At 72.8% G+C, this 23,306-nt stretch carries 19 protein-coding genes and 1 pseudogene; 8 read left to right on the forward strand and 12 right to left on the reverse strand.

The features are described from left to right. Nucleotides 1–87: 87 nt before the first annotated feature. Together RV986_RS35750 and RV986_RS35755 are read right to left on the reverse strand one after the other, a co-directional pair. The gene (locus RV986_RS35750; protein ID WP_475921321.1) at nucleotides 88–1,482 is read right to left on the reverse strand and encodes a carboxyl transferase domain-containing protein; all 1,395 of its coding nucleotides are present in this window, start codon (nucleotides 1,480–1,482) and stop codon (nucleotides 88–90) included. After that, nucleotides 1,475–3,019 (reverse strand): acyl-CoA synthetase, encoded by a 1,545-nt coding sequence (locus RV986_RS35755; RefSeq protein ID WP_475921322.1) that lies wholly within the window; start codon nucleotides 3,017–3,019, stop codon nucleotides 1,475–1,477. Before RV986_RS35755 ends, RV986_RS35750 begins: the two co-directional genes overlap by 8 nt. A 143-nt stretch (nucleotides 3,020–3,162) precedes the next feature. On the opposite strand from RV986_RS35755, the pseudogene RV986_RS35760 reads away from it, so the two are divergent. The 6 genes and pseudogenes from RV986_RS35760 to RV986_RS35785 form a co-directional block, all read left to right on the forward strand. Continuing rightward, nucleotides 3,163–3,426, forward strand: a pseudogene (locus tag RV986_RS35760) (DUF6086 family protein); the annotation flags it as partial. A gap of 215 nt (nucleotides 3,427–3,641) precedes the next feature. Beyond that, nucleotides 3,642–4,256 carry a transcriptional regulator gene (locus RV986_RS35765; protein ID WP_475921323.1) on the forward strand — a complete coding sequence of 205 codons (615 nt, stop codon included), beginning with the start codon at nucleotides 3,642–3,644 and terminating at the stop codon, nucleotides 4,254–4,256. Then, on the forward strand, nucleotides 4,253–4,876 hold the full coding sequence (locus RV986_RS35770) for a toxin-antitoxin system, toxin component family protein (protein ID WP_475921324.1): 624 nt from the start codon (nucleotides 4,253–4,255) through the stop codon (nucleotides 4,874–4,876). The genes RV986_RS35765 and RV986_RS35770 overlap by 4 nt, the downstream gene beginning before the upstream one ends. 6 nt (nucleotides 4,877–4,882) lie before the next feature. Beyond that, nucleotides 4,883–6,103, forward strand: a complete 1,221-nt coding sequence (locus tag RV986_RS35775) for an MAB_1171c family putative transporter (protein WP_475921325.1) — start codon at nucleotides 4,883–4,885, stop codon at nucleotides 6,101–6,103. A gap of 257 nt (nucleotides 6,104–6,360) precedes the next feature. Further along, a complete protein-coding gene (locus RV986_RS35780) occupies nucleotides 6,361–7,704 on the forward strand; it encodes a pyridine nucleotide-disulfide oxidoreductase (protein ID WP_475924555.1) in 1,344 nt (447 codons plus the stop codon). Between the two features lie 135 nt (nucleotides 7,705–7,839). Beyond that, a complete protein-coding gene (locus RV986_RS35785) occupies nucleotides 7,840–8,754 on the forward strand; it encodes an ATP-grasp domain-containing protein (protein WP_475921326.1) in 915 nt (304 codons plus the stop codon). 12 nt (nucleotides 8,755–8,766) lie between these two features. On the opposite strand, the gene RV986_RS35790 is transcribed toward RV986_RS35785, so the two are convergent. The 10 genes from RV986_RS35790 to pgfA form a co-directional block, all read right to left on the reverse strand. Continuing rightward, nucleotides 8,767–9,372, reverse strand: coding sequence for a hypothetical protein (locus RV986_RS35790; protein WP_475921327.1), 606 nt, complete (start codon nucleotides 9,370–9,372; stop codon nucleotides 8,767–8,769). Further along, on the reverse strand, nucleotides 9,341–10,159 hold the full coding sequence (locus tag RV986_RS35795) for an FkbM family methyltransferase (RefSeq protein ID WP_475921328.1): 819 nt from the start codon (nucleotides 10,157–10,159) through the stop codon (nucleotides 9,341–9,343). The genes RV986_RS35790 and RV986_RS35795 overlap by 32 nt, the downstream gene beginning before the upstream one ends. Before the next feature lie 121 nt (nucleotides 10,160–10,280). Further along, nucleotides 10,281–10,514 (reverse strand): Trm112 family protein, encoded by a 234-nt coding sequence (locus RV986_RS35800; protein ID WP_475921329.1) that lies wholly within the window; start codon nucleotides 10,512–10,514, stop codon nucleotides 10,281–10,283. Then, the gene (locus tag RV986_RS35805) at nucleotides 10,511–11,416 is read right to left on the reverse strand and encodes a hypothetical protein (protein ID WP_475924556.1); all 906 of its coding nucleotides are present in this window, start codon (nucleotides 11,414–11,416) and stop codon (nucleotides 10,511–10,513) included. The genes RV986_RS35800 and RV986_RS35805 overlap by 4 nt, the downstream gene beginning before the upstream one ends. A 15-nt stretch (nucleotides 11,417–11,431) precedes the next feature. Then, complete coding sequence (locus RV986_RS35810) at nucleotides 11,432–12,184, reverse strand: class I SAM-dependent methyltransferase (protein WP_475921330.1); 753 nt, start codon at nucleotides 12,182–12,184, stop codon at nucleotides 11,432–11,434. A 110-nt stretch (nucleotides 12,185–12,294) separates the two neighbouring features. Next, nucleotides 12,295–13,620, reverse strand: coding sequence for a condensation protein (locus RV986_RS35815; RefSeq protein ID WP_475921331.1), 1,326 nt, complete (start codon nucleotides 13,618–13,620; stop codon nucleotides 12,295–12,297). Then, nucleotides 13,617–18,239, reverse strand: a complete 4,623-nt coding sequence (locus tag RV986_RS35820) for an alpha-(1->3)-arabinofuranosyltransferase (protein WP_475924557.1) — start codon at nucleotides 18,237–18,239, stop codon at nucleotides 13,617–13,619. The genes RV986_RS35815 and RV986_RS35820 overlap by 4 nt, the downstream gene beginning before the upstream one ends. After that, nucleotides 18,236–19,057 carry a class I SAM-dependent methyltransferase gene (locus tag RV986_RS35825; protein WP_475921332.1) on the reverse strand — a complete coding sequence of 274 codons (822 nt, stop codon included), beginning with the start codon at nucleotides 19,055–19,057 and terminating at the stop codon, nucleotides 18,236–18,238. The genes RV986_RS35820 and RV986_RS35825 overlap by 4 nt, the downstream gene beginning before the upstream one ends. A gap of 5 nt (nucleotides 19,058–19,062) precedes the next feature. Then, complete coding sequence (locus RV986_RS35830) at nucleotides 19,063–20,214, reverse strand: glycosyltransferase family 4 protein (protein WP_475921333.1); 1,152 nt, start codon at nucleotides 20,212–20,214, stop codon at nucleotides 19,063–19,065. A gap of 275 nt (nucleotides 20,215–20,489) precedes the next feature. Further along, nucleotides 20,490–21,521, reverse strand: a complete 1,032-nt coding sequence (gene pgfA / locus RV986_RS35835; RefSeq protein ID WP_475921334.1) for a cell envelope lipid trafficking protein PgfA — start codon at nucleotides 21,519–21,521, stop codon at nucleotides 20,490–20,492. A gap of 276 nt (nucleotides 21,522–21,797) precedes the next feature. Here pgfA and RV986_RS35840 point away from each other — a divergent pair, with 276 nt between their 5' ends. After that, nucleotides 21,798–21,950 (forward strand): hypothetical protein, encoded by a 153-nt coding sequence (locus RV986_RS35840; protein WP_475921335.1) that lies wholly within the window; start codon nucleotides 21,798–21,800, stop codon nucleotides 21,948–21,950. Between the two features lie 68 nt (nucleotides 21,951–22,018). Next, nucleotides 22,019–23,236 carry a PucR family transcriptional regulator gene (locus RV986_RS35845; protein ID WP_475924558.1) on the forward strand — a complete coding sequence of 406 codons (1,218 nt, stop codon included), beginning with the start codon at nucleotides 22,019–22,021 and terminating at the stop codon, nucleotides 23,234–23,236. Nucleotides 23,237–23,306 lie beyond the last annotated feature (70 nt).

The following is a 23,306-nucleotide window of genomic DNA, read 5'->3' on the forward strand; positions in this document are numbered from 1 at the left end:
CGCCGGTTCCCCTCGGGAGGGGAGCCGGCGCCGCCGTTCCACTTCAGTGCTCCTTCAGCGCTCCTTCAGCGTCCCTTCAAGGCCTCTTCAGTGCCCCGGGTGTTCCACGATGCCCCGGATCAGGCCCAGTTCGAGCAGGTCCTGGGGCCGGATGCGGAGGTGGTCCGCCGTGGCGCGCACCTCGCTCGCGGGGCGCTTGAGGATCGCGGCCGCGAGCTCCGGCGCGATGACGGAGAAGTAACTGTCCGGTGTGGCCCAGGTGTTGTGCGGTGCGGCCAGCGCGAGCGCGCCGCCCGAGCCGCCCTCGCCGATCACCAGCGTGGTGACGGGCGTACGGGCGGTGGCCACCGCGGCGAACAGGTCCGCGATCGCGGAGCCCGCGCCCTGCCGCTCGGCCTCCGCGTCGTTGGCGGCGCCCGGGGTGTCCACCAGCGTCAGTACGGGGATGCCGAGCCGGCCGGCGAGGCGTACCAGCCGGGCGGCGGTGCGATAGCCGGCGGGGCGGGTCGCGGTACCGCACTGGGCCGCGTACGCGACGGTCCGTCCCCCGGGCCCGGCGCCGAACCCGCACAGCATGCCGTCGTCGGTACCGCCGCAGCGGTCGCCGCCGATCGCGGCGCGGCGCGTGAAGTAGGCGTCCAAGTAGGCGGTGGCGCGGGGGTGTTCGGGGGAGCGGGCGCGCTGGACGGCGTCCCAGCCGGTGGTGGGGAGGCCGGGGACACCGAGGGCGGACGGGGGAGGGGCGGCTTCGACCCCGGCTCCGGCTGGGGACAGGGCTTCGGCTGCGGACGGGGCTCCGGCCTCGGCCGAGGGGGTGGTGAGCAGGGACAGCCACAGCGCCAGCGTCTCCCGCAGCTGCTGCGGCCGTACGACGGCGTCCACCGCGCCCGCCGCCACCTGGGCCTCGGCCGTGTACGCCGCCGGGTCCGCGTCGGGCGGGCGGACCCGGGAGCCGGCGAAGCCGACCTGGACGCCGGGCAGCGCCAGCGTCACATCGGCACCCGCGCCCAGCGTGGCCCAGCCGCCGCCCGTGGTCGGGTCCCGCAGAACGGCGATCTGCGGCAGCCCCGCCTCCCGGGCGAGCGCCGACTGCCGTGCCAACCGCTGGAGTTGGGTGAGCGCGAGCATGCCCTCCTGCATCCGGCTGCCGCCCGTCGCGACGAGCGAGACGACCGGCAGGCGGTACTCGCGGGCGTGCGCGTACGCCGCCTCCAGACGGTCTCCGGTGCGTTCGCCGAGCGAGCCGCCGAGGAAGCCGAACTCGAAGGAGATCAGCACGGCACGGGTGGTGCCGACGACCGCGGTGCCGCAGACGACGGACTCGTCCTCGCCGGTACGGGCGGTGGCGCGGGCCCGCGCGTCGTCGTACCCCTGCCAGGACAGCGGACCATCCTGCTTGAACTCCCTTATGGGTACGGGGAGTTCACTGAACTCGTCGCCGGCCAGGGCGATGGCCTCGCGGGCGGAGAGTCGCTCAGTCATGCTGGGGGGCCTTCGTGACGGCATCAGGGAGGGCGCGCTTGAGAATCTTGCCCATGTCGTTGCGGGGCAGGGACGTGAGAAAGCGCACGGCACGAGGGCGTTTGTGCGGGGCGAGACGGCGGGCCACATGGTCGGCCAGCTCCTCGGCGGCGGGCGGCGACTGCGGGTCCTCGGGCACGATCCAGGCGACGATCCGCTCGCCCAGGTCCGCGTCCGGCTCACCGGTGACGGCGGCCTCGCGCACCGCCGGATGCTCAAGGAGCGCGTTCTCGATCTCCCCGGCGCCGATCTTGTAGCCGCCGCTCTTGATCAGGTCGGTGGCCTTGCGGCCGACGATCCGTACGGACCCGTCGGGGTCGATGACCGCCATGTCACCGGTGCGGAACCAGCCGTCCTCGGTGAACGCGGCGGCGGTGGCGTCGGGCCGGTTCAGATACTCGGTGAACAGGTTCGGCCCGCGGACCTGGATCTCGCCCACGGTCTCACCGTCGTAGGGGCCCGTGAGGTTGCCGTCCGCGTCACGCGCACCGGTCGGGGTGCCGTCGGCGTCGTACGAGGCGATCGTCGTCCCGTCCTCCTCGACGAGCCGCAGGTCCACGCCGGGCAGCGGTACCCCGACCGTTCCGGGCCGGGGTTCCGCGTCCACCCGCACGCTCGTGTTCATGAGGGTCTCCGTCATGCCGTACCGCTCGACCACCCGGCGCCCGGTCGCGGCCGTGATCCGCTGGTGGTCGTGCACCGGGAGCGCGGCGGAACCGGACACGAGCAGTCGCGCCCCGCCGAGCGCCTTGGCCAGTTCGGTGTCCTCGGCCAGCGCCTCGGCGAGCCGGTGGTACATCGTCGGCACCCCGAACAGCATGGTCGCGCCCTCGCTCAGCTCCCGCGTCACGCCCGCCGCGCTGAACCGCCCCAGATGCCGCACCGCCCCGCCGCGCCGCAGCGGCCCGAGGATGCCCAGGATCAGCCCGTGCACATGGAAGAGCGGCAGCCCGTGCACGAGCACGTCGTCGCCGGTCCACTGCCAGGCGTCGGCCAGCGCGTCCAGGGTCGAGGCGATGGCGCGCCGCGGGATGACGGCGCCCTTGGGCGGGCCGGTGGTGCCGGAGGTGTAGACGACGAGGGCGGGGGCGGCGGGGTCGTCCGGCTCGGTGGAGTGCGCGGGGACGGCTGGTCCGTCCGCGTTCACCTCCACCTCGATGCGCTCCAACTCGCCGAGTGCCGCAGGGAGTTCCTCGCCCGGCCCGGTGAGTACCAGCGACGGTCGGCTGTCGGACAGGATGTGCCCCAGCTCGCCCTCCCCCGACTTGGGGTTGAGCGGCACGGCGGGCACCCCGGCGAGCAGCGCGGCGACCACCCCGACGGCGGTCTCCAGGGACGGCGTCGCCCACACGGCGACCCTCCCCCGGCCGTCCAGCCGCGCGGCCAGCGCGCCGGCGGAGGCGGTGAGCTCCGCGTACGTCAGGGACCGGTCGCCGAAGCGCAACGCGGGCCGCCGCGCGGTCGAGCCGCTGACCAGGGAAGGGAAGAGGGAGGACACGGGTGACTCCTTGCCGGTAGGGAGGTGCTGGCGGTGACCGTCAGAACCGTTCCTACACCAGGGGAAGGGAAACCTGCCGGAGGGGTGAGATGGATGACGGAGACGGACGAGACGGATGACGGAGACGGACGGACGCGGAGCTCGGCGCGCACGCCGGACGAGTCCGTCGCGCCGATGGCCGTTATTCACGCGAGGACCCGGCCGTCCTCGAGGTGTTCGTGGACGCCCTGCCGACGCGGCACCGAAGAACGGGGCACGCCATCATGCTGGCCCTCTCCGAGGGTTTTGTGGCCACGGTGCTGGTCCTCGCGGAGCGCGCCGGGATGTCCGCCCCGCCGGACGGCGGAACCTGGGCGGCACAGCTGCGGGAGAAGTCGCGGGAGCTGGGTCGCTTCATGCCCCGTTGATCCCGTTGATCCCGTTGCATCCGTTGAACCTGCCGATCCCGTTGGTTCCTGTGATCCCTGGTGAATTCCTTGGGCTGCTCCCTGAACGGGAGCGATCGTTCTGGAACCGGGAACGATCGTTCGGAAACCATGGCGCGGGTCGAGCCGGGCCCGTAGTCTCGGCGCACAGCGCGACCATTTGACGGATCGACGGTTCAACTGCCGGGAGTGCACGGGTGAGTGCGTCACTGCCTCCTCTTCACGAGACGCTCGCGCGCCTCGACGCGCGGATCGCGGAGAAGGGCCTCCACCGGGGCGACGTCCTGGACGTACGGGAGTTGTCGACGAGGACGGCCCTCGCCGAGGGAGAGATCCGGGCACTGCTCGACAGCGCGGCGCCCGGCGCGGACAAGGTCGACGACCGGATCCGCGGGCGTGTCCGCGCGCTGTACGAGGCGTATCTCGCCGAGAGCGGGAAGCGGCCCGCCGATGTGTGCCGGGACGTCGCCGCGCGGCTGGGGATCAGCGACAAGTGGGCCCGCAGTCTCCTCAACGGCGACAAGATGCCGAACGTGCCGGACCTCACCCTGCTCGCGGAGTTCTTCCGGATCGAGGAGGGCACGAAGTTCTTCACCGACCCGGCCCCCGTCGTCCTGAACACGGCTCTGCGACGGATCCTCCAGGAACTGGAGGGCGGCGCCGAGGACGGCCCGCTGCTCAAGTTCACGCTCAAGCACGGAGTCGTCACCCTCGCGCTGCGGGGCCGGCGGCTGACACCCCGCAAACAGGAAGCGCTCACGCTCATGCTTGAGGGTCTGCTGAGCGGCGAGGGTGAGGAGGGGGAACGATGAGGCCTTTCCACACCGCGAAGCCTTTGCGCACCGCGTGGAAGCGCACCACCGCACTGCTCTCCCGCCGGTCCGACTCCGAGATGCGCGGTCTCACCGTCGAGCTCACCCGCGCGCTGAAGAAACGGCTCGACGCGCCCGTCGACGTACGGCAGTTGGCCGAGGCCCTGTGCCAGGAGATGAGCGGACGCCGCGACGACCGCCCCATCCAGCTCCGCTTCGAGCGCTTCCCGGACGAGATCGAAGTGACCGGCCTGTGGATGGAGTTCCAGGACTTCGACCTCGTCATCGTCGAGGAACGCGCCGAAACGGTGCAGCAACTCGTCATCCTCGGCCATGAGCTGTGGCACATGATGGCGGGACACTCCCACTCCCACCACCACTTCGCGGGCGCGGCGGCCGCCCGCGCCCTGTCCGACGACCCCGGCTGGCAGGAGATCGCGCTGAACGTCGCCGCCCGCAACGGCTCGCACGAGGCCGACGAGGCCGAGGCCGAGGACTTCGGGCTGCACCTCGCCAGCGTCTTCCGCTCCTGGGTCACCGGCCCCTGCACCCAGGGCCCCGTCGACCCGGTCGGACGGGCCATCCAGGCCTCCCTGGGCTACCGCGGACCCCAGGACTGACCGGCGATGAATCCTTCCCGCTTCTTCGACGGGTTCTACATCTCGTTCTGGATCCCGACGGCGGTCCTCACCGCCGCCCTCGCGATCAAACTTCCCAGCATCGTCAAGCTCTGGAAGGACCCGCTGCTGCGCGCGGTCGGCGGCCTGCTCGTGCTCGCCTGCGGCGTCTTCGTCTTCGCGGCGCCGCCGACCATCGCCTGGACCAACCGTGTCACCGGCGTACCGAACATCGCGGCGCCCCTGGTCTACAGCCTGATCACCGCGTTCTGCGGCTCCTGCCTGCTGCTGATCACCGCCTGGCGGGGCGGTATCTCGGACCGCTCCGAGACCACCCGCCGCACCACCCGCTGGGTGGTCTCCGTCTACTCCGGCGTGATCGTCGCGCTGTGGGTGCTGTTCGCGCTCTCCGACGTGCCCGTCGAGCGGATCCACGACCTGGACACGTACTACGCGCGTACGCCCTTCATGCGCGAAGAGATCGTGCTCTACCTGCTCGCGCACACCGTGGCCTGTCTGATCACGTCCAAGCTGATCTGGAACTGGATCCGCACCGACGGACTCGACGTCTGGCTGCGCAGCGGTCTGAAGTTCCTCGGCGTCGGCTACGCCATGAACCTGCTCTACGACAGTGCCAAGCTCTGCGCGGTCGTCGCGCGCTGGACCGGCCACGACCTCGACTGGCTCAGCACCAGCCTGTCCCCGCCGGTCGCCTGTCTCTCCGCCATCCTCATCGCGGTCGGCTTCATCCTTCCGCACGCCGGCCAGTACCTGCACCGCCGGGCCCGCACCCGCCTCGGCCACTGGCACCTGCGGCCCCTGTACCGCCTGACGCGGGCCGGCACGGACGGCGGCCGTCTCCCCTTCAGGCTCCGCGCCACCCCCGAACTGCGTCTGACGCGCCGCGAGACGTTCATCCGGGACGCGCTGCTGCACCTGGCCCGGTTCCTCGACGAGGACCTGTGGCGCAGGGCGTACAAGGCGGCGCTCGGCCTCGGGTTCGAGCCCGGCCGGGCGGGGGCCCTCGCGCATGTCGTGACGATCCAGGATGCCATCCAGACCAGGAAGCGCAGCAAGGAGGACGACACCGCCGCCCCCCTCAACAGCCCGGACACCGAGAACCTGCTGGCGGACATCGAGGCCGTGTCCCGAGCCCTCCGCCATCCCGACGACATCAGGGCGGTCCGCGAGGTCGCGGCCGCCGCAGCAGAGAGCGTGCCAGCCCCATGAGTGCCAGCCCCAGACCCCCGCGCGACCGGCGTACGCGTGACGGCCGTACGAGTGACCCGCGTACGAGTGCCCCGCGTACGAGTGCCCCGCGTACGAGTGACCCGCGTACGAGTGACCCGCGTACGAGTGACCCGCGTACGAGTGACCCGCGTACGGGCGACCGCCCTGCGAGCGGCCGTCGTCCGAGCAACCATCTGACGAGTGTCCCCGGCCGGCCGCTGAAGTCCGCCGTCGTCCTCGGCGGCAGCCTCGCCGGCATGCTCGCGGCCCGCGCCCTGGTCGAGTTCGCGGACGTGGTCACGATCGTCGAGCGCGACGTGCTGCCCGACGGCCCCGAGCGCCGCAAGAACCTGCCCCAGGCCCGCCACGCCCACCTGCTGTGGTCCGGCGGCGTCCAGGCGATCGAGGAACTCGTACCGGGCACCGTCGACCTGCTCAGGGAGGCCGGGGCGCACCGCCTCCCGCTCACGACGGACATGGTCGCGCTGTCGCCGCAGGGCTGGTTCCGGCGCTGGAGCGAGTCCCACTTCATGCTGCTCAGCAGCCGCGACCTGCTCGACGCGACCGTCCGCGCGCAGGTCCTCGACGACGACCGGGTCAAGCTCGTCGAGCGCGCCGAGGCGCTGGGGCTGGCCGGCACCGCCGGCGCCGTCACCGGCGTCCGGGTGCGCAGCCACGACGACGCCGAGCGCACCCTCCCGGCCGACCTGGTGGTCGACGCCACCGGACGCGCCTCCCGCACCCCGCAGTGGCTGAAGGCCCTCGGTCTGCCGGCCCCCGAGGAACGGCGGGTCGACTCCGGCCTCGTGTACGCCAGCCGGTTCTACCGCGCCCCCGACAAGGCCCGGTACGGCTTCCCCGTCATCAACGTGCAGGCCGGTCCGCCCGACGGGAGCCCCGGCCGGGCGGGTGTCCTGCTGCCCATCGAGGACGGCCGCTGGCTGGTCACCCTGTCGGGCACGCGCGGCGGCGAACCCACCGTCGACGAGAGGGACTTCCAGCGGTTCGCCCTCGAAGAGCTGCGCCACCCCGTCATCGGCCGGTTCATCGCCCACGCCGAACCGCTGACCGACGTGGCCGTCACCCGGTCCACCGCGAACCGCCGGTACTACTACGAGCGCGCCCGGCGCTGGCCCGACGGTTTCGCCGTCCTCGGCGACGCGCTCACCGCGTACAACCCGATCTACGGCCACGGCATGTCGGTCGCGGCCCAGAGCGCGGTGGCGCTGCGCGACGTGATCCGCCGGCGGGGCTGGGGCACGCCCGGACTGGCCCGCGCCGCGCAGAAGGCGATGGCACGCCCGGTCAACGCCGCCTGGGACCTGGCCACCGGCCAGGACGTCTTCTACCCCGGCGCGACGGCGTCCGGCCCCGCGCTCCGCGACCGGGTCCTGGCCGCGTACGTCGGCCGCCTTCTCCGCACGGCCACCGGCAACGGCCGCATCGCCCGCCGCTTCACCGACGTCTCCTCCCTCCAGCGCGGCGCCCATGTCCTCCTCGGCCCCAGCGTGCTCCTCGCCGCCCTGATCGGCCCCCTGAAGCCCCAGCTCACCGAGCCTCCCCTCACCCACGAGGAGTGGAAGGCGGCCGACCCCGGCTGACGCACAAACCTCTTTCCCTCCTCGCACCGGTGGTTGTTAGCTTCCTCGGGTAGCACTCGTTATCGGGTATCAGTCGTTACCGGATATCAGTCGTTATCAGGTATCAGCCGTTACCGGGAATCAGTCGTTACGAGGATGGAGTCCGCCGTGGCCCGTACAGCCGCCCGTGCCCGTGTCGCCCTCGCCACCTATCGGCCGGAGGAGGGCGTGGAGAGCGCGGACCGGGATCTGCCCGTGTTGAAGGCGGCCCTGGAGGACATCGGGGCGCGGGCCGAGGTCGTGTACTGGGACGACCCGGCGGTCGACTGGGCGGCCTTCGACCTCGTGGTGATCCGGTCGACCTGGGACTACACCTGGCGGGTGCCGGAGTTCGTGGCGTGGGCCGAGCGCTGCGGGGAGCTGACGCGGCTGGCGAACCCGGCGGCGGTGGTGCGGTGGAACACCGACAAGCGGTACGTCGGGGAGCTCGCGGAGGCCGGGGTACCGACCGTGCCGACCCGCTACCTCGCGCCGGGCGAGCCCGCCGTGTTCCCCGACGGCCACGAGTTCGTCGTGAAGCCCACCTCCGGCGCGGGGGCGCGGCTCGCCGCCCGGTACCGGCCCGAAGAGCGCGAGACGGCCGTACGGCAGCTGGAGCGGATGCACGCCCGGGGGCTGACCGCCATGGTCCAGCCCTATCTGGCCAGTGTCGACACCGCCGGTGAGCGCGCGCTGCAGTTCTACGGCGGCCGCTTCCTGCACGCCAGCCGCAAGGGCGCCGTGCTCGCGCCCGGCACGGCGTACGACGCGGACAAGGTCGCGCACCCCCGGCTGGAGCCATGGGAGCCGACCCCGGCCGAACTCGCCGTCGCCGAACGCGCGTTGGCGGCCGTACCGGCTGGGCTCGGCGGCACGGAACTCCTCTACGCCCGCGTCGACCTCGTCGACGGCGACGACGGGAGCCCGTGTGTGATGGAACTCGAACTGGTCGAGCCGAATCTGTTTCTGTGGCTGCATCCGGCGTCGGTGCCGGTCGTCGCGGAGGCCGTCGTCAAGGCAGCTCTGCGCTAAGGCAGCTCTGCGCTAAGGCCGCTCTGCGCTGACGCCCACGCGCTGCAGCAACCCCCATGTGAACTCCGCCGCGCACTTCCGCGGCGCCCCCGACGCGTCCGGGGCCGTGAACGCCAGCCCCCAGCGGGTCGGGGCCGTGCCCTCCAGGGGACGGGCGGGGGCGAAGGCGTGGGCGACCTCGTCGACCGTGCAGGACCAGGGGCGGAGGTCGTCCAGGGTGCGCGGCTCGGGCCCCGCGGCCCCCGGCGCGCGGACCAGCCACTCGTTCCAGGCGGCGCCGTTCGGGGCGACGAGGACCTCGAAGCGGAGGTCGGGCCAGAGAGGGACGGGCCACAGCAGGGCCTCGCAGGACAGGTCGCCGATCCGGCGGGGGGTGACGGACTCGGGGGCGCCGAGGATCGAGCGGTAGCGTGAGGTGGCGGCGCGGGAGCGCGGCGCGTGCAGCATCGCCTGCCAGCGGCGGTTCGCCTCGCGCATGTCGGCGATCGAGACGCCCAGTCGGTGACGGGCGTCCTCGACGAGGTCCGGGTTGTGGTCGGCCATGCGGCGCAGCAGGACCAGTTGGAAGTCGAGCGGGGTGAAGGGGCTAGCGGGTCGCTTGGCGGGCATGGGGTCCATGGTCGCGTACGGGGGTGGCGCCCGGACGGCGGCCGTCCGGGAGGAACAGGACCGAGTTCACATAGCGGGGGCCGTGCGGGGGCAGCACCCGGCGCAGCAGGCCCTGCTCGACCACGTGGGACGTGCGCGCCTGGTGGGCCTCCAGGGGGAAGGAGGCCAGGGGCACCCAGCTGGCGGCGGGCAGCACCCAGCCCGTGTATCCGCGCTCGGCGAGATGGGTGACCACCGGGGCGATGGGCTGGATACGGGACTCCAGTTCGACGAAGAGGGCCGGGTGGTCGCGGGTCAGCAGGGCGTCGGCGCCGCGCAGCACCGCCAGTTCGTTGCCGTCCACGTCGATCTTGATGAAGTCGACGTCGTGGAGGCGCAGGCTGTCGAGGGTCACACAGGGGACCTCCAGGGCGCGGGCGTGGATGTCCCGGCGGACCAACGACGACACGCCCCGGTCGCCCGCGTCGTCCGGCGGGAGCCAGAGCTGCGCCGAGCCCGGGCGGTCGGAGGCGGCGGCACGGACCACCCGGACGTTGGACGGGGTGGAGGAGGAGAGGAGCCGGGCCAGGTGGGGGACCGGTTCGAGCGTCACCACACGGCGGGCTCGGCCCGACAGCCGGCGGGTCCAGGGGCCGTACCAGCCGCCCACGTCCACCGCCGTGCCGCAGCCGGGCGGACAGAGGTCCGCGAGACGGGCCAGCTCGGGCTCGAAGCGCGGGTAGACCAGCCGGGCGGCCGCGGCCACCAGCCGGGTCGGGAGATGGGGCGCGAGCCGGGCGGCCAGGGTCCTCGTCAAGGGGTCACTTCCCTTCTCGGGAGCATCGAGCTCATCGAGGTCATTACAGCCATTGCGACCATTGCGACCATTGCGGCCATCGGGGCCATCGGGGTCATCGGGGTCATCGGGGTCATCGGGGTCATGCTCTCGGGGTCATGCGCTTGAGGAGTTCCTCGTGTTCGTCCTCCGTGACCTGCTCCCCGGAGGACGGCAGCAGCTGCGGGATGCCGTCGACGATCGGGTAGCGGCGGCGCAGGCGCGGGTTGTAGAGCGCTTCGTCGGACGCCGGGGCCTCGTCCGGTACGAGCAGATGCAGCGGGCCCTTGTCCAGCGGGCAGGCCAGGATCTTCAGCAGCGGGTCGTCGGGGTTCATGGGGGTGTCAACTCCTTGGCCACGATGGGCGGTTCGGGTGCCGTGTCGTGCTTGGGCATGGCCAGCAGCACGGACACCGCGAGGGCGGTGCCCGCCAGGCGCAGCGTCAGCCGCACCGGGTCGTGCGGCAGCGCCTCGCCGAACGCGAGCGTGCCGAGCACCGCCGTGAACAGACTCGTCACCGTCGTACAGACCGGCACGATCAGCGAGGCCCGGCAGCGCTGCAGCGCCGCCTGCGACATCACCAGACCGAACGCGCCGGTGAAGAGCAGGAGATACGGGTACGGGGAGCGCAGGACATGGACCACCGCCCCCGCCAGGTCGTCGGTCGTCACATAGCTCGACACGCCCTTGATGGCCAGCGAGCTCACCCCGTACAGCAGGCCCACCGCCACGCCGTACTCGACGCCCGTCGTCGGCATCCGGTGCCGGTGCCGCGCACGGCGCTCGGCGGCCCCGTACAGCCACAGGCCCGCCGCCAGCGAGGGCAGACAGACCGTCAGGATCAGCGGCGCGGGGGCGCTGCGGCTGACCCGGTCCGAGCCCTCGCGCAGGGAGAGGACCACCATCAGCAGGGCGAGCAGGATCGCGCCGAGCGCGTACCGCTCGCGGCCGGACGTCTCCTCGCCGAGCAGCCGGGAGGAGAGCAGCACCAGCAGCACGAGCCCGGAGACGAAGATGCCCTGGGCGGCGGCGATCGGCAGGGTGCGGTAGACCGCGAGCTGGGCGCCGAAGCCGGCGGCCAGCGCCAGCGAACCGCCGATCCACAGCGGGCTGGCGAACACCAGCCGCAGCAGCCGGGCGGGGCGGCGGATGTCCACCTCGGGCAGCGCGGCCAGCGCACGTTTCTCCAGGACGAATCCGGTGCTGTACAGGACGTTCGCCAGCAGGGCCGCGGCCACTCCCCACCACATGGGCTACGTCCTTCGGGCGTGCAGCAGCAGGATGGAGGAGAGGGCGGGCGCCGCGCAGGCCAGCCGGTCCAGCCGCCGCAGCGGGCGCGGTACGCCGTGGAAGGGCGCCCCGGCCAGTCGTACGACCTCGAAGCCCGCCGCGGACACGAACTCCCGCAGCGCGCGGGCGGTGTAGAGCCGCAGATGGCCCACGACCTCCCGCCCGGGACGGCCGTGGATCGCGCGCAGGCTCACCTCGGAGAAGACGGGCTGGACACCGACGAGCAGCAGGGCGCGGTTGTACCAGGCGGCGAGGTTCGGGGTGGAGAGCATCAGATGGCCGCCGGGGCGCAGGACGCGGCGGATCTCGTCGAGGGCGCCGTCGGGGTCCACGAGGTGCTCGACGACCTCGCTGAACAGCACGGCGTCGGCCGAGGCGTCGGCGAACGGCAGCCCGCCGTCGGTGAGTTCGCCGCGGATCGTGTACGGCAGGTGGGCGTGGGCGCGTCTGAGGGCGTCCTGCGACCAGTCGACGCCGACGAGGCGGTGCCCGGCGAGCAGGGGGGCGGCGGTGGCGGCCGCGGTGCCGTCGCCGCAGCCGATGTCCAGCACGGTCCGCGCGCCGTCCGTGGCCGGGCCGAGCACGGCGGCCAGCATCCGGGCCTGACGGAGGCTGCGGGGGGTGCCGGAGGCGACGGGTACGGCGGGATTCTCGTAGAAGTCGCGAAGTCCTGCGCGGGAGGCGGCCGTTGACGAGTTGATCGTCGCATCTGTCATTGCGGCTTTCATCGCAGCTGTCGTTGCGTCTGCCGTTGCCTCCGTCGTTGCGTCTGTCATGGCGTCCGCCGTCGCGTTCGTTGTCGCGCCTGGTGTCGAGGCTGTTGCCGTCATGGCCTGCCGTCCTCCTCCGTCGCGTGCAGATAGTGCTCGAAGAGATCGCGGAGATGGGCGCCGTCGCCGTGGCTGAGCAGGGTGCGCGACCAGCGCAGGGCGACGTGCAGACGGCCCGCGGTGGACGCCGTGGTGACGGTCAGACCGCGGGGCATCCGGGCGGGCGCCGAGAACCACACCGCGTGCGCGCGCCCCGCCTCCCCGCCGAAGTCCAGCGCGTACGGGATGCGGCCGATGTTGCTCAGCAGTGTGGTCGACGTCCAGGGGCCGGCCGCGCGGCGCAGGCCCCTGGTGAGGGCGGCCCGCCAGGCGACCGGGACCACGGGGGCGGTCAGGACGGCCGCCCCGTGGCCGAGCTGGGGGCGCGGAAGTGACTTGAGGGCGCGCGTCCGCTCGGCCGTACGACGGAGCAGCTCGCCCATCCGGGCCGCGTCCAACTCCGCTGCCGCGAAGGGGACTTCGACGAGTCGGGTGCCATTGCCGATGGGCATGTCCGTGCCCCGGGGGCGGTCGTCGACCGGCATGGTGATGCGCAGGGGGCGCGGACGGGCGCCGTGTTCCCTGTTCCAGTGGGTGATCATCAGGGCCGTGGCCGCCATGAGCTGGTCGTTCACGGTGTACGGGGAGCCCTTGGGGCGGTGCGGGACACCGAGCTCGGTGACGAGGAGGCCGTTGCCGGGTGAGGGCTCGGGGGTGCCCTGGGCGACGCGGGCGGGCGGTGCCCAGGTGGACGGGGTGTCGACCTGCCCGGTCTTCGCTGCCGCCTCGGGCGGCCGTACGGGGGGTGCCGCCGGTGAGTTGTCCCTGCCGCCGTACAGCTCCGCCGCGGTGGCGAGGACACGGAGGCAGGCGGGGCCGTCGAGGGCGGTGTGGTTGATGGTGAGGAACAGGACCGTGCCGGCGGATCCGTCGTCCTCGTCGACGACCTCCAGCCGTATCGGGGGCGAGGCCGACAGCGACGGGGCCTCGCCCAGCGCCCGGTCGCGGGCGTGCTTGAGGGCGTCCCGGTCCGGCGCCGGGAAGGACACGACCCGTACGTCCGGGTCGGGGGTGAGCTCCCACTCGTAGCGGCGGCGGTACCAGGGGCCCGCGGCCTCACGCATCAGGACGCGGGGGTGGCGGCGCAGGGCCTCGGTGAACGCCGAGGTGAGGCGGGCGGGGTCGAGACGGCCCGGGATGTGGACCTCGATGTGGACGGTCTCGGGTTCCTCCTCCTGGAGGCAGTGCCGGGCGACCTCGTCCACCACGGGGAACGGTACGCGGGTCGGGGGCCGGGACGGCCCGTCCGTACCGTCCCGTGCCGGGTGCTCGACCGCGGTCATAGAGGTTCGCCCCTTCCCGTGCCGGTGTCCTCGTCCGCCGGGTTCCCCGTGGCGTCCACCGGACCCGCCCCGGACCGCGGTTTGCGGAACCCGATCCGCGCGGTGCGCGGCTCGGCCTCGCGAGGGGCGGAGCCGGGGCCGCGGGCGGAGACGGTGGGACCGGAGGCGGGTCCGGGCCCGGGGCCCGGTGCGGTGGGCCCGGCGCCGGGGGCCCGTGTCCCGGCCTCGGACGCCGGGTACGCCGCACCGACCCCACCGCCGCCCGACTCGGCCCGCGGCGCGGCTTCGCCGGAATCGGCAGGGCGTGCCGATCCGAGTGGCCCGGCGCCCGTACCCGGTGTCGCCGCGGGTGGCCCGGTCTCCGCGCCCGGTTTCTCCTCAAGGGCTCCCGGCCCGCGGTTCTCGCCCCGTCGGCGGCGCGGCAGCGGTGCGGTCGGGGGCGCCGAACCCGGTGGTACACCGAACCGCGGGGCCGAACCGGAGCCCCCGGCGGGCCCTGCCCCCGGCGACTCCTGGACGCTCACCAGACTCGCGAACAGGCCGATCAACGCCAGCAGTTGGGCCGCGGGCCCGAACGCCCCGTCGCCCGTCCCCGGCGCCGACCCGGCGCCCACCGCGGCGGCGATCCCCGCTCCCGCGAGCGCGAGGAACGCGATCGGTACGAGCAACTCGTGCCGTTTCCACGCGAGCAGCGCCAGCGCGGGGACCAGCAGCGCGAACGGGCCCGCGATCACCACGCCCACCAGCGTGAGCGCCACCGTGCCGAGCCACCCCCCGGCCCCCGGCGCCACCGGCTGCGGCTCGTCGGGGTTGGCCTCCCGGCGTCGCCACAGCGCGAGGCCCGCGAGCGCCGCCACGCCGACCCCGCCGCCGATCAGCCCGGCCTCGTACGTCGTCGAGGGCTCGTACGACAGCTTGACCGTGCCGCCCGCGCCGGACGGTATCCGCCAGCCCTGCTGCCAGCCGTCGAGCCGTACCGGAGTGAGTTCCCTGCCGTTCAGCGTGGCCTGCCAGCCGTCGTTGTAGTTCTCGTACGTCGTCAGGTACGAGGCGGCGCCGGAGCCGACCGCCACCTCGCGGCGGTCGCCCAGCCAGTCCACGATCCGCAGTTCCCGACCCGCACCGGCCGCGGCCGTGACCGTTCCGCGTGTGAGGGTCACGTCAGTGATCGCGAGCGGCCCGGCGTCGCCCGCCTCGACCCGGTGCGCACCGGAACCGAGGTCCAACACCGCGTTCTCGGAGGTGCCTTGACACAGCGTCAGTTCGACCTCCCGGCGCTCCACCAGATCCCCCACCGTCCCCTTCACGCCCGTCCGGTACAGCTCCCCGTCGACCGCGAGCTCCGGCCCCTTCCCGCAGGGGAGGGAGAAGGCGCGGGTGGCCGACGGCTGCGGGGTGCGGTACTGGTCGAGGCCGGGGATGTACGCCTCGGTCAGGCCGACCGGCAGCTGCAGGTCCGCGTTCGCGACCGGGTTGTGCACGGTCAGCGGCGCGGTCTCGGTGACGGTGATGTCGAGGTGGTCCGTGGTGATCGGGTCGAAGCGGGCCCAGCCGTTCTCGTCGACCGCGACGACCGCGTCCCCCTCCGCAGAGTGGATGTCGATCTTCGTCGGGCGGGCCGACAGACCGCCCGCGGGGGCCAGCACGATGGAGGACACCGGCTGTTTGCCGGGCCAGCCGAGGTGGATCGTCGGGCCGGCCCCGGCGATCCACGCCGTCGTCAGGTCGCCGTCGGTGAGATTGCGCGCGGACAGCCCGGCGCCGAGTGCCGCCGTCGAGTCCGCCGTCGCCGTGATGCGGCTCTGCTGGTCGGGCGCGACCTCGTACAGCAGCTTGTCGAGTTCCTCGCCCGGGATCGCGACCGCACTCGCCCTCACCTCGTACGATCCCGCCGTCGAGGTCGAGAAGGCGCGGTGCAGGCCCGCCTCGGTACCCGTCGGGGAGAGGCCCGTGGGGTCGGCGGCGCGGTGCAGGGAGACGATCTCGGCGGAGGCGTCCGAGCCGGCGGCGTCGGTCGGGAGCTTCAGCAGCCGGGTCACCTGGATGTCCGGGAGGGCGATCTCGGAGAAGCCCGCGCCGGTGAGACCGGCGTGCTGCTCGGTGGAGTCGAGGATCGTCAGCTTCATCCAACCCGTGGAACCGGCGGGGGACTTGATGGACTGGGTCATGCCGTTGGGTTCGAGGTAGCTGGTGGCGGACCCCTTCTCCGTCTCCACCCGCACCCGGGTCGCCGCCGACCGCATACCGTCCTGCGCCAGCGGGGTGACCTTGAAGGACGTCGGCATGTCCACCGACCCGTCGAAGCGGATCCGTAGCCACTGCCCGTTCGCGGAACCGGCCGCGCCCTCCGCCCACGCGGTGCCGGGGTTGCCGTCGAAGGCGTTCACCGGGTCGTACTGGGGCAGGTGGAAGAGCCAGTTGCCGGTGGACGAGGCGGTCACCGAGCGGGCGCCGCGCAGCTCGGCCACCGTCTGGTGGGAGATGCCCTTCGTCGGCAGGATCTGGTGCGGCTTCCTGCCGGGGTCCTGCGCACTGTCGCTGTCGTTGCGCTGGTCGGGTGTGTACGTGTACGAGGTGTTGGCGTTGACCAGGCCGAAGCGGGTGTCGGCGCGGCGCAGCCCGTCGCCCACCACCTGGACCTCCGAGGTTCCGAGGCCGGGATGGTTGTCGCCGGTCAGGACGGCGGCGCGACCGCGCATCGCCGGGTCGGCGGCCAGCGGCAGCAGCGCCTCCGGGCCGCCGGAGACGACGGCGGTCGAGGCGATCGAGCTCAGCCCGGCCTGCCCGGGGCGGGGTACGTCCTTGCTCGCCGGTTCGTAGATCTCCACGGCGCGCCCGCGCGGATAGAGGCCCTCGACCTGGAGAGGGGTGTGGTTCGCGATCCGGCCGCCGGTCATGACCGGTCCGAAGCCGGTGACGCGCTGGTAGCCCGACTGCTCCAGGGTCCGCTCCACGGTCGCCGTCGGGACATAGCCGAGCTGGTCGGGGTCGAGGTCGTTGCGGACGACGACGTAGTACAGCCCCGCGCGACTCAAGTAGTCCGCGAGCCCAGGTACTTGACTCCCCGTCAGCAGGGCCTGGTCGACCGCGTCCATGGCGCGCCGGTTGCCCGGGGTGCCGAAGGGGACGTAGTCGCGTTCGGCCCAGCGGGAGTCGGCGAGTACGTCGAGGGGGTCGTCGATGGGCGAGCCCCAGGTGTAGAGGCCGTGCGCGGTGGCGGGGACGACGAGGGCGCGGGAGTCGGGGGAGTACTTCTCCAGCCAGTCGGCGGTGGTCTGCCAGTACCGGGGGAGCTGCTGGAAGGAACCCGGGTTGAGGATCGACCCGTTGAGGTACGGCCAGGCGAGCCCCGGCAGGATCAGCACGGCCGCGACGAGAGGGGCGTAACCGCGGCCGCGGACGGGACGGGCGCCGCGCGGCTCGGCGGCGACCCCGACGAGATGCGCGAGGCCGAACACCAGCGCCAGGGCGAGCCCCGTCTGGAACTTGTAGATGTTGCGGAAGGGGACCAGCCAGCCGTTCAGCCAGTCCTGGACCACGCCGTGGAAGGGCGCGCCGAACGAACCGCCGTACCCGGCGAGGGTGATGAGCGCGACCGACAGCACGGTCAGCACGAGCCAGCGCCGCTCGGGCATGTCCCGTCTCGCCAGCCCGGCGAGGCCCAGCCCCGCCGCGAGTGCCGAGCAGACGATCACGACCGCCGAGGCCGCGACGGTCCAGCCGGCCGGCAGCCAGGCCTCGCCGAAGTGCAGATACGCGACCCAGTTCCCGGCGCCGCGCAGGGACTCGGTGGCGGACATGGTGGCGGTCGTGGTCTGCGAGGTCTCCACGTACGGGAGGAAGTTCTCGCCGTAGATGCCGAGCATCAGCAGCGGGATCACCCACCAGGCCGTCGCCAGGACGACGCCGGGCACCCACCAGGTGATCAGCTTGCGCTGCCGGGGTCCTCGCGGGCGGGACAGCAGGTACAGCCCGACCGGGAGCAGGGAGGCCAGGGTCGCGGCCGCGTTCACACCGCCCATGAAGGGGACGACCAGCGCCGAGCGGAGGGCGGCGACACGGGCGCCGTAACGCTCGTCGGTGAGCGGGAGCAGGACCCAGGGGAGGAGGGCGCCGGGGAGCGCGGCGGCGGAGGTCGAGCCGACGACCACCGTGAAGACCGGCCACAGCGCGTACGTGACGGCGGCGAGCAGCCGGGAGGACGGGCTGCCGATCCGCAGCCGTTCGGCGAGCCGCAGGGCGCCCCAGAACGCGACGGAGACGATGACGGACAGCCACAGCCGTTCCGCCAGCCACACCGGGAGGTGGATCAGCTTGCACAGGCCGTAGAACGGCAGCATCGGCCAGACGTAACCGACGTACTGGTCCTGGATGCCGCCGAAGCCGCCCCGGTCGTGCCAGAGCTGGCCGAGGTCGGAGAGGAACTGCCAGGGGTCGAGCGCGACACCCAGCTTGGTGTCGAAGGTCATGCGTCCGGGGTGCACGGCCAGGAACAGTACGAACACCACGGCCCAGAACCCCAGCAGCCAGCGCCTGGACCGCGGCCCGTGCGGGGGGCCGGAGGTGGTCGTGACGGGGCGGACGGCTGCCGGGGGAGGAGCCTGGACCGTGGTCGTCATGGTGGACACCGCCGGAGGATGAGGAGGAGGTTCCAGGTGGCGAACTCCCGCAGCCCCGGCGTCTTCGCGACGGCGGAGGCGAGGAACGGCCAGTAGCGGGAGCGCGCCGAGACGACCGTGACGTCGTCGCGGGCGCGCACCTGCCGCAGGGTGGGGCCGATGTGCACGGCGAACAGGTTCTCGCCGAGGGTGTGCTTGGCGGGCTTTCCGGTACGGCGGTGATAGCGGGCCCGCGCCCGCTCCGCGCCGAGGTAGTGCCAGGGCGCCCACTCGTGACCGCCCCAGGGGGAGAGCCAGTTGGTGAACGAGACGTAGATCAGCCCGTCGGGGCGGGTGACCCGTACCAGTTCGCTCAGAAAGGTCCCCGGGTCGGCCACGTGCTCAAGGACGTTGGAGGTGAAGGCGACATCGGCGACCCCGTCGGCCAGCGGCAGCAGATAGCCGTCGGCGACCACGGAGGCCTTCGGCGGCTTCGGCCCCAACTCCCGTACGTCCGGCTCGAAGAGATACGCGTGCGCGCCGCGCCGCCGGAACTCCGCGGTGAAGTACCCGCTGCCGCCGCCGACGTCCACGACGGTACGGCCCTCGACGGCGCCGTACGCCTCCACCTGGTCGGCGGCGTCACGGGCCAGCAGCGAGTAGCAGGCCTCGGGGTCGTCCTGCTCGCGCAGGAACGCCCGGAAGAGCGCGAACGAACGCCGGAAGGAGGGGTCTTTCCATCCCCCCGACGCGCCTCCGCCGGGGGCGCCGGTGTCGGGCCGGTCCGGCGGTGGGCCCGCGGTGGTGGTTCGGCGGGGTGTGCCGGGGTCGCCGTTCATGGGCGTCACCTCCGCCAGGAGGTGACCGCCTCCGCGGCCACCGCCCTGAACTGGCGGACCGTGTTGTTCCAGCGGTACTGGGCCGCGTGGTCGCGGGCGGCCTTGCCCATCAGGGTGCGGCGATGGGTGGACAGCGCGAGCGTGCACCAGGCCGCCGCGAACGAGGACTCGCCGCGGGCCAGCACACCCGTCTCGCCGTCCACCACCGAGTCCCGCAGCCCGGGCACGTCGAACGCGACCGCCGGTGTCTCGCGCGCCGCCGCCTCCGTGACCACCAGACCCCACCCCTCCATGGCGGAGGGGTGCAGCAGCAGCCACGCGGCACACAGCAGCCGGTGCTTCTCGGCCTCGGAGACATGCCCGGCGAACTCCACGCCGGGGCCCGCGAGATGGGCGAGCCGCTGCCGCTCGGGACCGTCGCCGACGATCACGAGCCGGCCGCCCGTGACCGGGCGGACCCGCTCCCACAGCCGCAGCAGCAGATCGATCCGCTTGTACTCGACCAGCCGTCCCATCGCCACGAACAACGGCTCCGCCGAGCGTTCGGCCCGCGGACCCGGTTCCTCGACCCCGTTGTGCACGACCCGGATGCGCTCCCGCTCCACCCCGATCGCACGCAACGCGTGGGCCGTCGACGGTGAGACGGCGACCAGCAGATTGCTGCGCTGCGCACCCGCCAGCGCCCAGTGTTCGAGTCTTCGGCCGATCCGGGCCGCGGGCGCCAGCGGCCCGCCGAACCGCATCCGCCACAGGTCCGTGTGGACGTGGTTGACCAGGCACAGGGTGGGACCGCGGTGCCACAGCGGCGCCAGGTACGGCATCCCGTTGCACACCTCGACCAGCAGGTCGCAGTCGCCGACCTGACGGTGGAAGGCGGAGCGGGCGCGCAGGAAGTGGCCGAGGTCGCCGCCTGCCGAGACGACCCGGTAGCCGTGGTAGGCCGCGGGCCCGCCGCACAGCAGCGTGACCTGGTGGCCGAGGCCGGTCAGTCCGTCGGCCAGCTGGTCGACGAGGATCTCGGAGCCGCCCGCGGAGGGGTTTCCGAGGTCCCGGTGGGCGAGGAAGACGATTCGGCGCGGCTGTGGGGGAAGCGCCGGGAGTGACTGCGCATCGCGCGGGACCGCGCTGCGCAGCGGGGAGGGCACGTGCTGGGGCATTTGTGCTCCAACTCGTCTCAGGGTGCGGAACTCAGTGCGGAACTCGGTGCGGAACTCGGTGCGGAACTCGGTGGGGCAGATGGTGGGGTGCAGGGGGTGTGGGTGTGGGGCGGTGGTGCGGTGAATCCGCCGATCTGTGGGGGATGCGTGCATGCCTGCTGTCACGGGAGTGCGGGCGGGCTGTGCTCGGGTGGGGTGGACAGTTTTCGCCCGGTGGTTCGAAGCTGCTACTCACCGAGGTGACAAATTCGGGCCTTTGTGGAGCTGACTGTCCGTCACATCGTGAGCGTTGAAGGGGAGTTACCGGACGAACCGGGATTCCGTCGCCCGCGTACCACCAAAACGACCCCCGCCGCGGCAAGGACGAACCCGAGCACACCGGTACCAACGGGCAACGTCTGCCCCACCATGCGCAGCTGACCGCTCTCCTTCTTCGCCAGCTTCACCTGATCCTTCTGGGTGGCCGGGGTGAAGGCCAGCTTGTCGGCGTCCAGGAGCAGTACCGAGTCGTACGTGGAGCCCGGGGCGCGCAGCGTCCTGCGCGGGCCGACCTGGGCGTAGAGCACCCGCCCGGTGCGCTGGTCGACGACCAGTTCGATGCCGTGGTTGGAGTACCACTCCTCGGCCAGCACCTGGCTGCTGCCCGGCCGGTCGACGATGCCGCCCGGCACCAGCCGGGTGCCGATCTTCGTCGGGGCGACCGTGCCGGTGAAGCGGTAGCCGGTGTAGCCCTGGACCTTCTTGGTGCCGCGGTAGGTCAGCGTGATGGGCGCGCCGAGCGAGTTGTCCCACCAGCGGTACGCGTGTTTCTGCACGTCGAAGGGGAACTTGAGGTAGGCGTCGCCCGCGAAGTAGGGGTTCTCCTGGCAGCAGTGCACGGGCCGGTTGGTCTTCCGGTCGGTGACCCAGCGGTTCGGGAAGAACTCCAGCGCGTCGTGCGGGTCGGCGGCGGGCAGCGTCTTGTCCGTGTCGACCGTCGTCGTCACGTCCCAGACGGCGCGCCCACTGTGCTCGCTGTCGGCGACATCGCCTCTGACCTGCTGGGTGATGGTGATCCGCTGGTCGAACACGGTCTGCACCTCGGAGGCGTCGAAGTAGGCGCCGGTACCGGTGTAGACCGCGGTCGTGTCGATGTCGATGGGGTTCACGGCGGCCCGTGGTTCCACGTACCACGCGAGCATCGGGGCCAGCACGAGCAGGAACGTGCCGAGGCCGAGCAGGACCAGTGCGAGGGTGATTGGCAGGTGCGGCCCGGAGGGCCTCCGTGAGGGGTGGTGGTCGGGAGACGGGTGGGCTTTCCGGCGCATCCGGGCACTCCAGGGGCGTGAGGAGGCTCGACGCACGGGTGATCACGGTGATGGCGAGTGATCGAGGTGATGCGGGGTGGTACGCGGTGATACGGGTGCGTCGACACCAGGAGGGTAAGTGCACGTGCGGTATGGGCCGGGAACCGTACGGGCACCCTTGACGGAGTGTCAATGCATTGTCGAGACTGAGGACTTGCCGGACGGGACCGGCGAAACGGGTTGCGCAGATCACGGGAACGGGTGGGGACGACCTCCGACAGAGAGGCTCACCCTGCGATGTCCAGACTGCTCGCCGCCGTACTGACCGTCGCGGCCGGCGCCGCGCTCGCCGTGGGCGCCGCGCTCGGCATCGTCGCGTTGCTCGACGCGACCCCCGACCAGCCGAACACCCCACTGATCACCTATGAGCATGCCGGCCAGGAGCGCTGACCGTGCCGAGCCGGAGGGCCGTGCCGGTGGCGGACCGAGATGCGCAGGCCGGCCAGGGAGCCGTCGCCATGCGCTCGGCCTGGCATGACGTTCCCCGCACCCAGGTGTGCCAGTTCGCGGCGATCGCCCTGGCCGAGGCGCCGGCGCTCGCCGAGGAGATCCTGCGCGAGATCCGCCGCGAGTACCCGCATCTGCCCGTCGTCCTGGACGACTCCGGCGAGCCGATGGCCCTCGTCGGCATCCGCCGCGCCATCGAGGTCTTTGTGCAGCACCTGGAGACCGCGGAGGGGCGGCCCCGCATTCCCCCGGAGGTCTTCCAGGAGTTCGGCCGGGGCGAGGGCCTGCACGGCCGCAGCCTCGACTCGCTCCAGGCGATCTACCGGCTGGGCGTCCGCCTCGCCTGGCGCCGGTTCGCCGAGATCGGGCAGCGGGTCGAGATCCCGCCACCGGCGATGTACGAACTCGTCGACGCGGGATACGAGTATCTGGACGGCCTGGTCGATCAGTCCGTACGGGGCTACGCCGAGGCCGCGGCCCGGCAGGCGGGGGAGCGCCTGCGCCTGCAGCGCCGGCTGATGGAGTTGCTCCTCGCCGAGCATCACCACCGGGGCGACCCCGCCGAGGCCCTCGTCGAGCGGGCCGCCCGGATCGGCTGGCCGCTGCCCGACAAGGTCGCCGTCGGGGTGCTGCTGCGGCCCGCCCGTGAGGCCGTGGCGCCCGCCGTGGGGCAGGGGGTGCTGCTCGACATGGAGTACGAGCAGCCGCGGATGGTCGTGCCCGAGCCGGACGCGGCGGGGCGCCCGGAGCTGCTGCACCGGGCGCTGACCGGCTGGTCGGGGGCGATCGGGCCGCCGGTGCCGCTGGCCGACGCGGCGAAGTCGCTGCGCTGGGCGGATGCGGCGGTACGGCTGATGGAGCGGCGGCTGCTGCCCGGCGGGGAGGTGCTGTACTGCACCGAGCACACCGAGGCCCTGGTGCTGCTGCAGCCCGAGGAACTGATCGACGACCTCGCCCTGCGCTCGCTGGCGCCGCTCGCGCACTGCGGGCCCACGCACGGGCGGCGGCTCGCGGAGACCTTGCTGGCGTGGCTGGAGACGCGCGGGGGCGCGCCGGAGGTCGCGGCGCGGCTCGGGGTGCACCCCCAGACCGTCCGCTACCGCCTCCGGCAGATACGGGAACTGTGGGGCGACGAGATCGACGACCCGGACCGGCGCTTCGAGCTGGAGCTGGTGCTCAGGGCGCAGCGGCTACGGGGTGAGCTCGGCGACCCACGAACCCGGCGCTGACCACCCTGCCCCCGACACCTCACCGTTACCCGCCCATTGCCCGCCCAAGAGCACCATGAGTAACCTGTGT

This window comes from Streptomyces sp. RLA012 (genome assembly GCF_056270325.1).

What these genes read in the sequence shown, in the direction of transcription:
- RV986_RS35750 (WP_475921321.1), bottom strand. Translation starts at nt 1,482, where the DNA reads ATGACTGAGCGACTCTCCGCCCGCGAGGCCATCGCCCTGGCCGGCGAC.
- RV986_RS35770 (WP_475921324.1), top strand. Translation starts at nt 4,253, where the DNA reads ATGAGGCCTTTCCACACCGCGAAGCCTTTGCGCACCGCGTGGAAGCGC.
- RV986_RS35775 (WP_475921325.1), top strand. Translation starts at nt 4,883, where the DNA reads ATGAATCCTTCCCGCTTCTTCGACGGGTTCTACATCTCGTTCTGGATC.
- RV986_RS35780 (WP_475924555.1), top strand. Translation starts at nt 6,361, where the DNA reads ATGCTCGCGGCCCGCGCCCTGGTCGAGTTCGCGGACGTGGTCACGATC.
- RV986_RS35785 (WP_475921326.1), top strand. Translation starts at nt 7,840, where the DNA reads ATGGAGTCCGCCGTGGCCCGTACAGCCGCCCGTGCCCGTGTCGCCCTC.
- RV986_RS35790 (WP_475921327.1), bottom strand. Translation starts at nt 9,372, where the DNA reads ATGGACCCCATGCCCGCCAAGCGACCCGCTAGCCCCTTCACCCCGCTC.
- RV986_RS35800 (WP_475921329.1), bottom strand. Translation starts at nt 10,514, where the DNA reads ATGAACCCCGACGACCCGCTGCTGAAGATCCTGGCCTGCCCGCTGGAC.
- RV986_RS35810 (WP_475921330.1), bottom strand. Translation starts at nt 12,184, where the DNA reads ATGACAGATGCGACGATCAACTCGTCAACGGCCGCCTCCCGCGCAGGA.
- RV986_RS35815 (WP_475921331.1), bottom strand. Translation starts at nt 13,620, where the DNA reads ATGACCGCGGTCGAGCACCCGGCACGGGACGGTACGGACGGGCCGTCC.
- RV986_RS35820 (WP_475924557.1), bottom strand. Translation starts at nt 18,239, where the DNA reads ATGACGACCACGGTCCAGGCTCCTCCCCCGGCAGCCGTCCGCCCCGTC.
- RV986_RS35825 (WP_475921332.1), bottom strand. Translation starts at nt 19,057, where the DNA reads ATGAACGGCGACCCCGGCACACCCCGCCGAACCACCACCGCGGGCCCA.
- RV986_RS35830 (WP_475921333.1), bottom strand. Translation starts at nt 20,214, where the DNA reads ATGCCCCAGCACGTGCCCTCCCCGCTGCGCAGCGCGGTCCCGCGCGAT.
- pgfA (WP_475921334.1), bottom strand. Translation starts at nt 21,521, where the DNA reads ATGCGCCGGAAAGCCCACCCGTCTCCCGACCACCACCCCTCACGGAGG.
- RV986_RS35840 (WP_475921335.1), top strand. Translation starts at nt 21,798, where the DNA reads ATGTCCAGACTGCTCGCCGCCGTACTGACCGTCGCGGCCGGCGCCGCG.
- RV986_RS35845 (WP_475924558.1), top strand. Translation starts at nt 22,019, where the DNA reads ATGCGCTCGGCCTGGCATGACGTTCCCCGCACCCAGGTGTGCCAGTTC.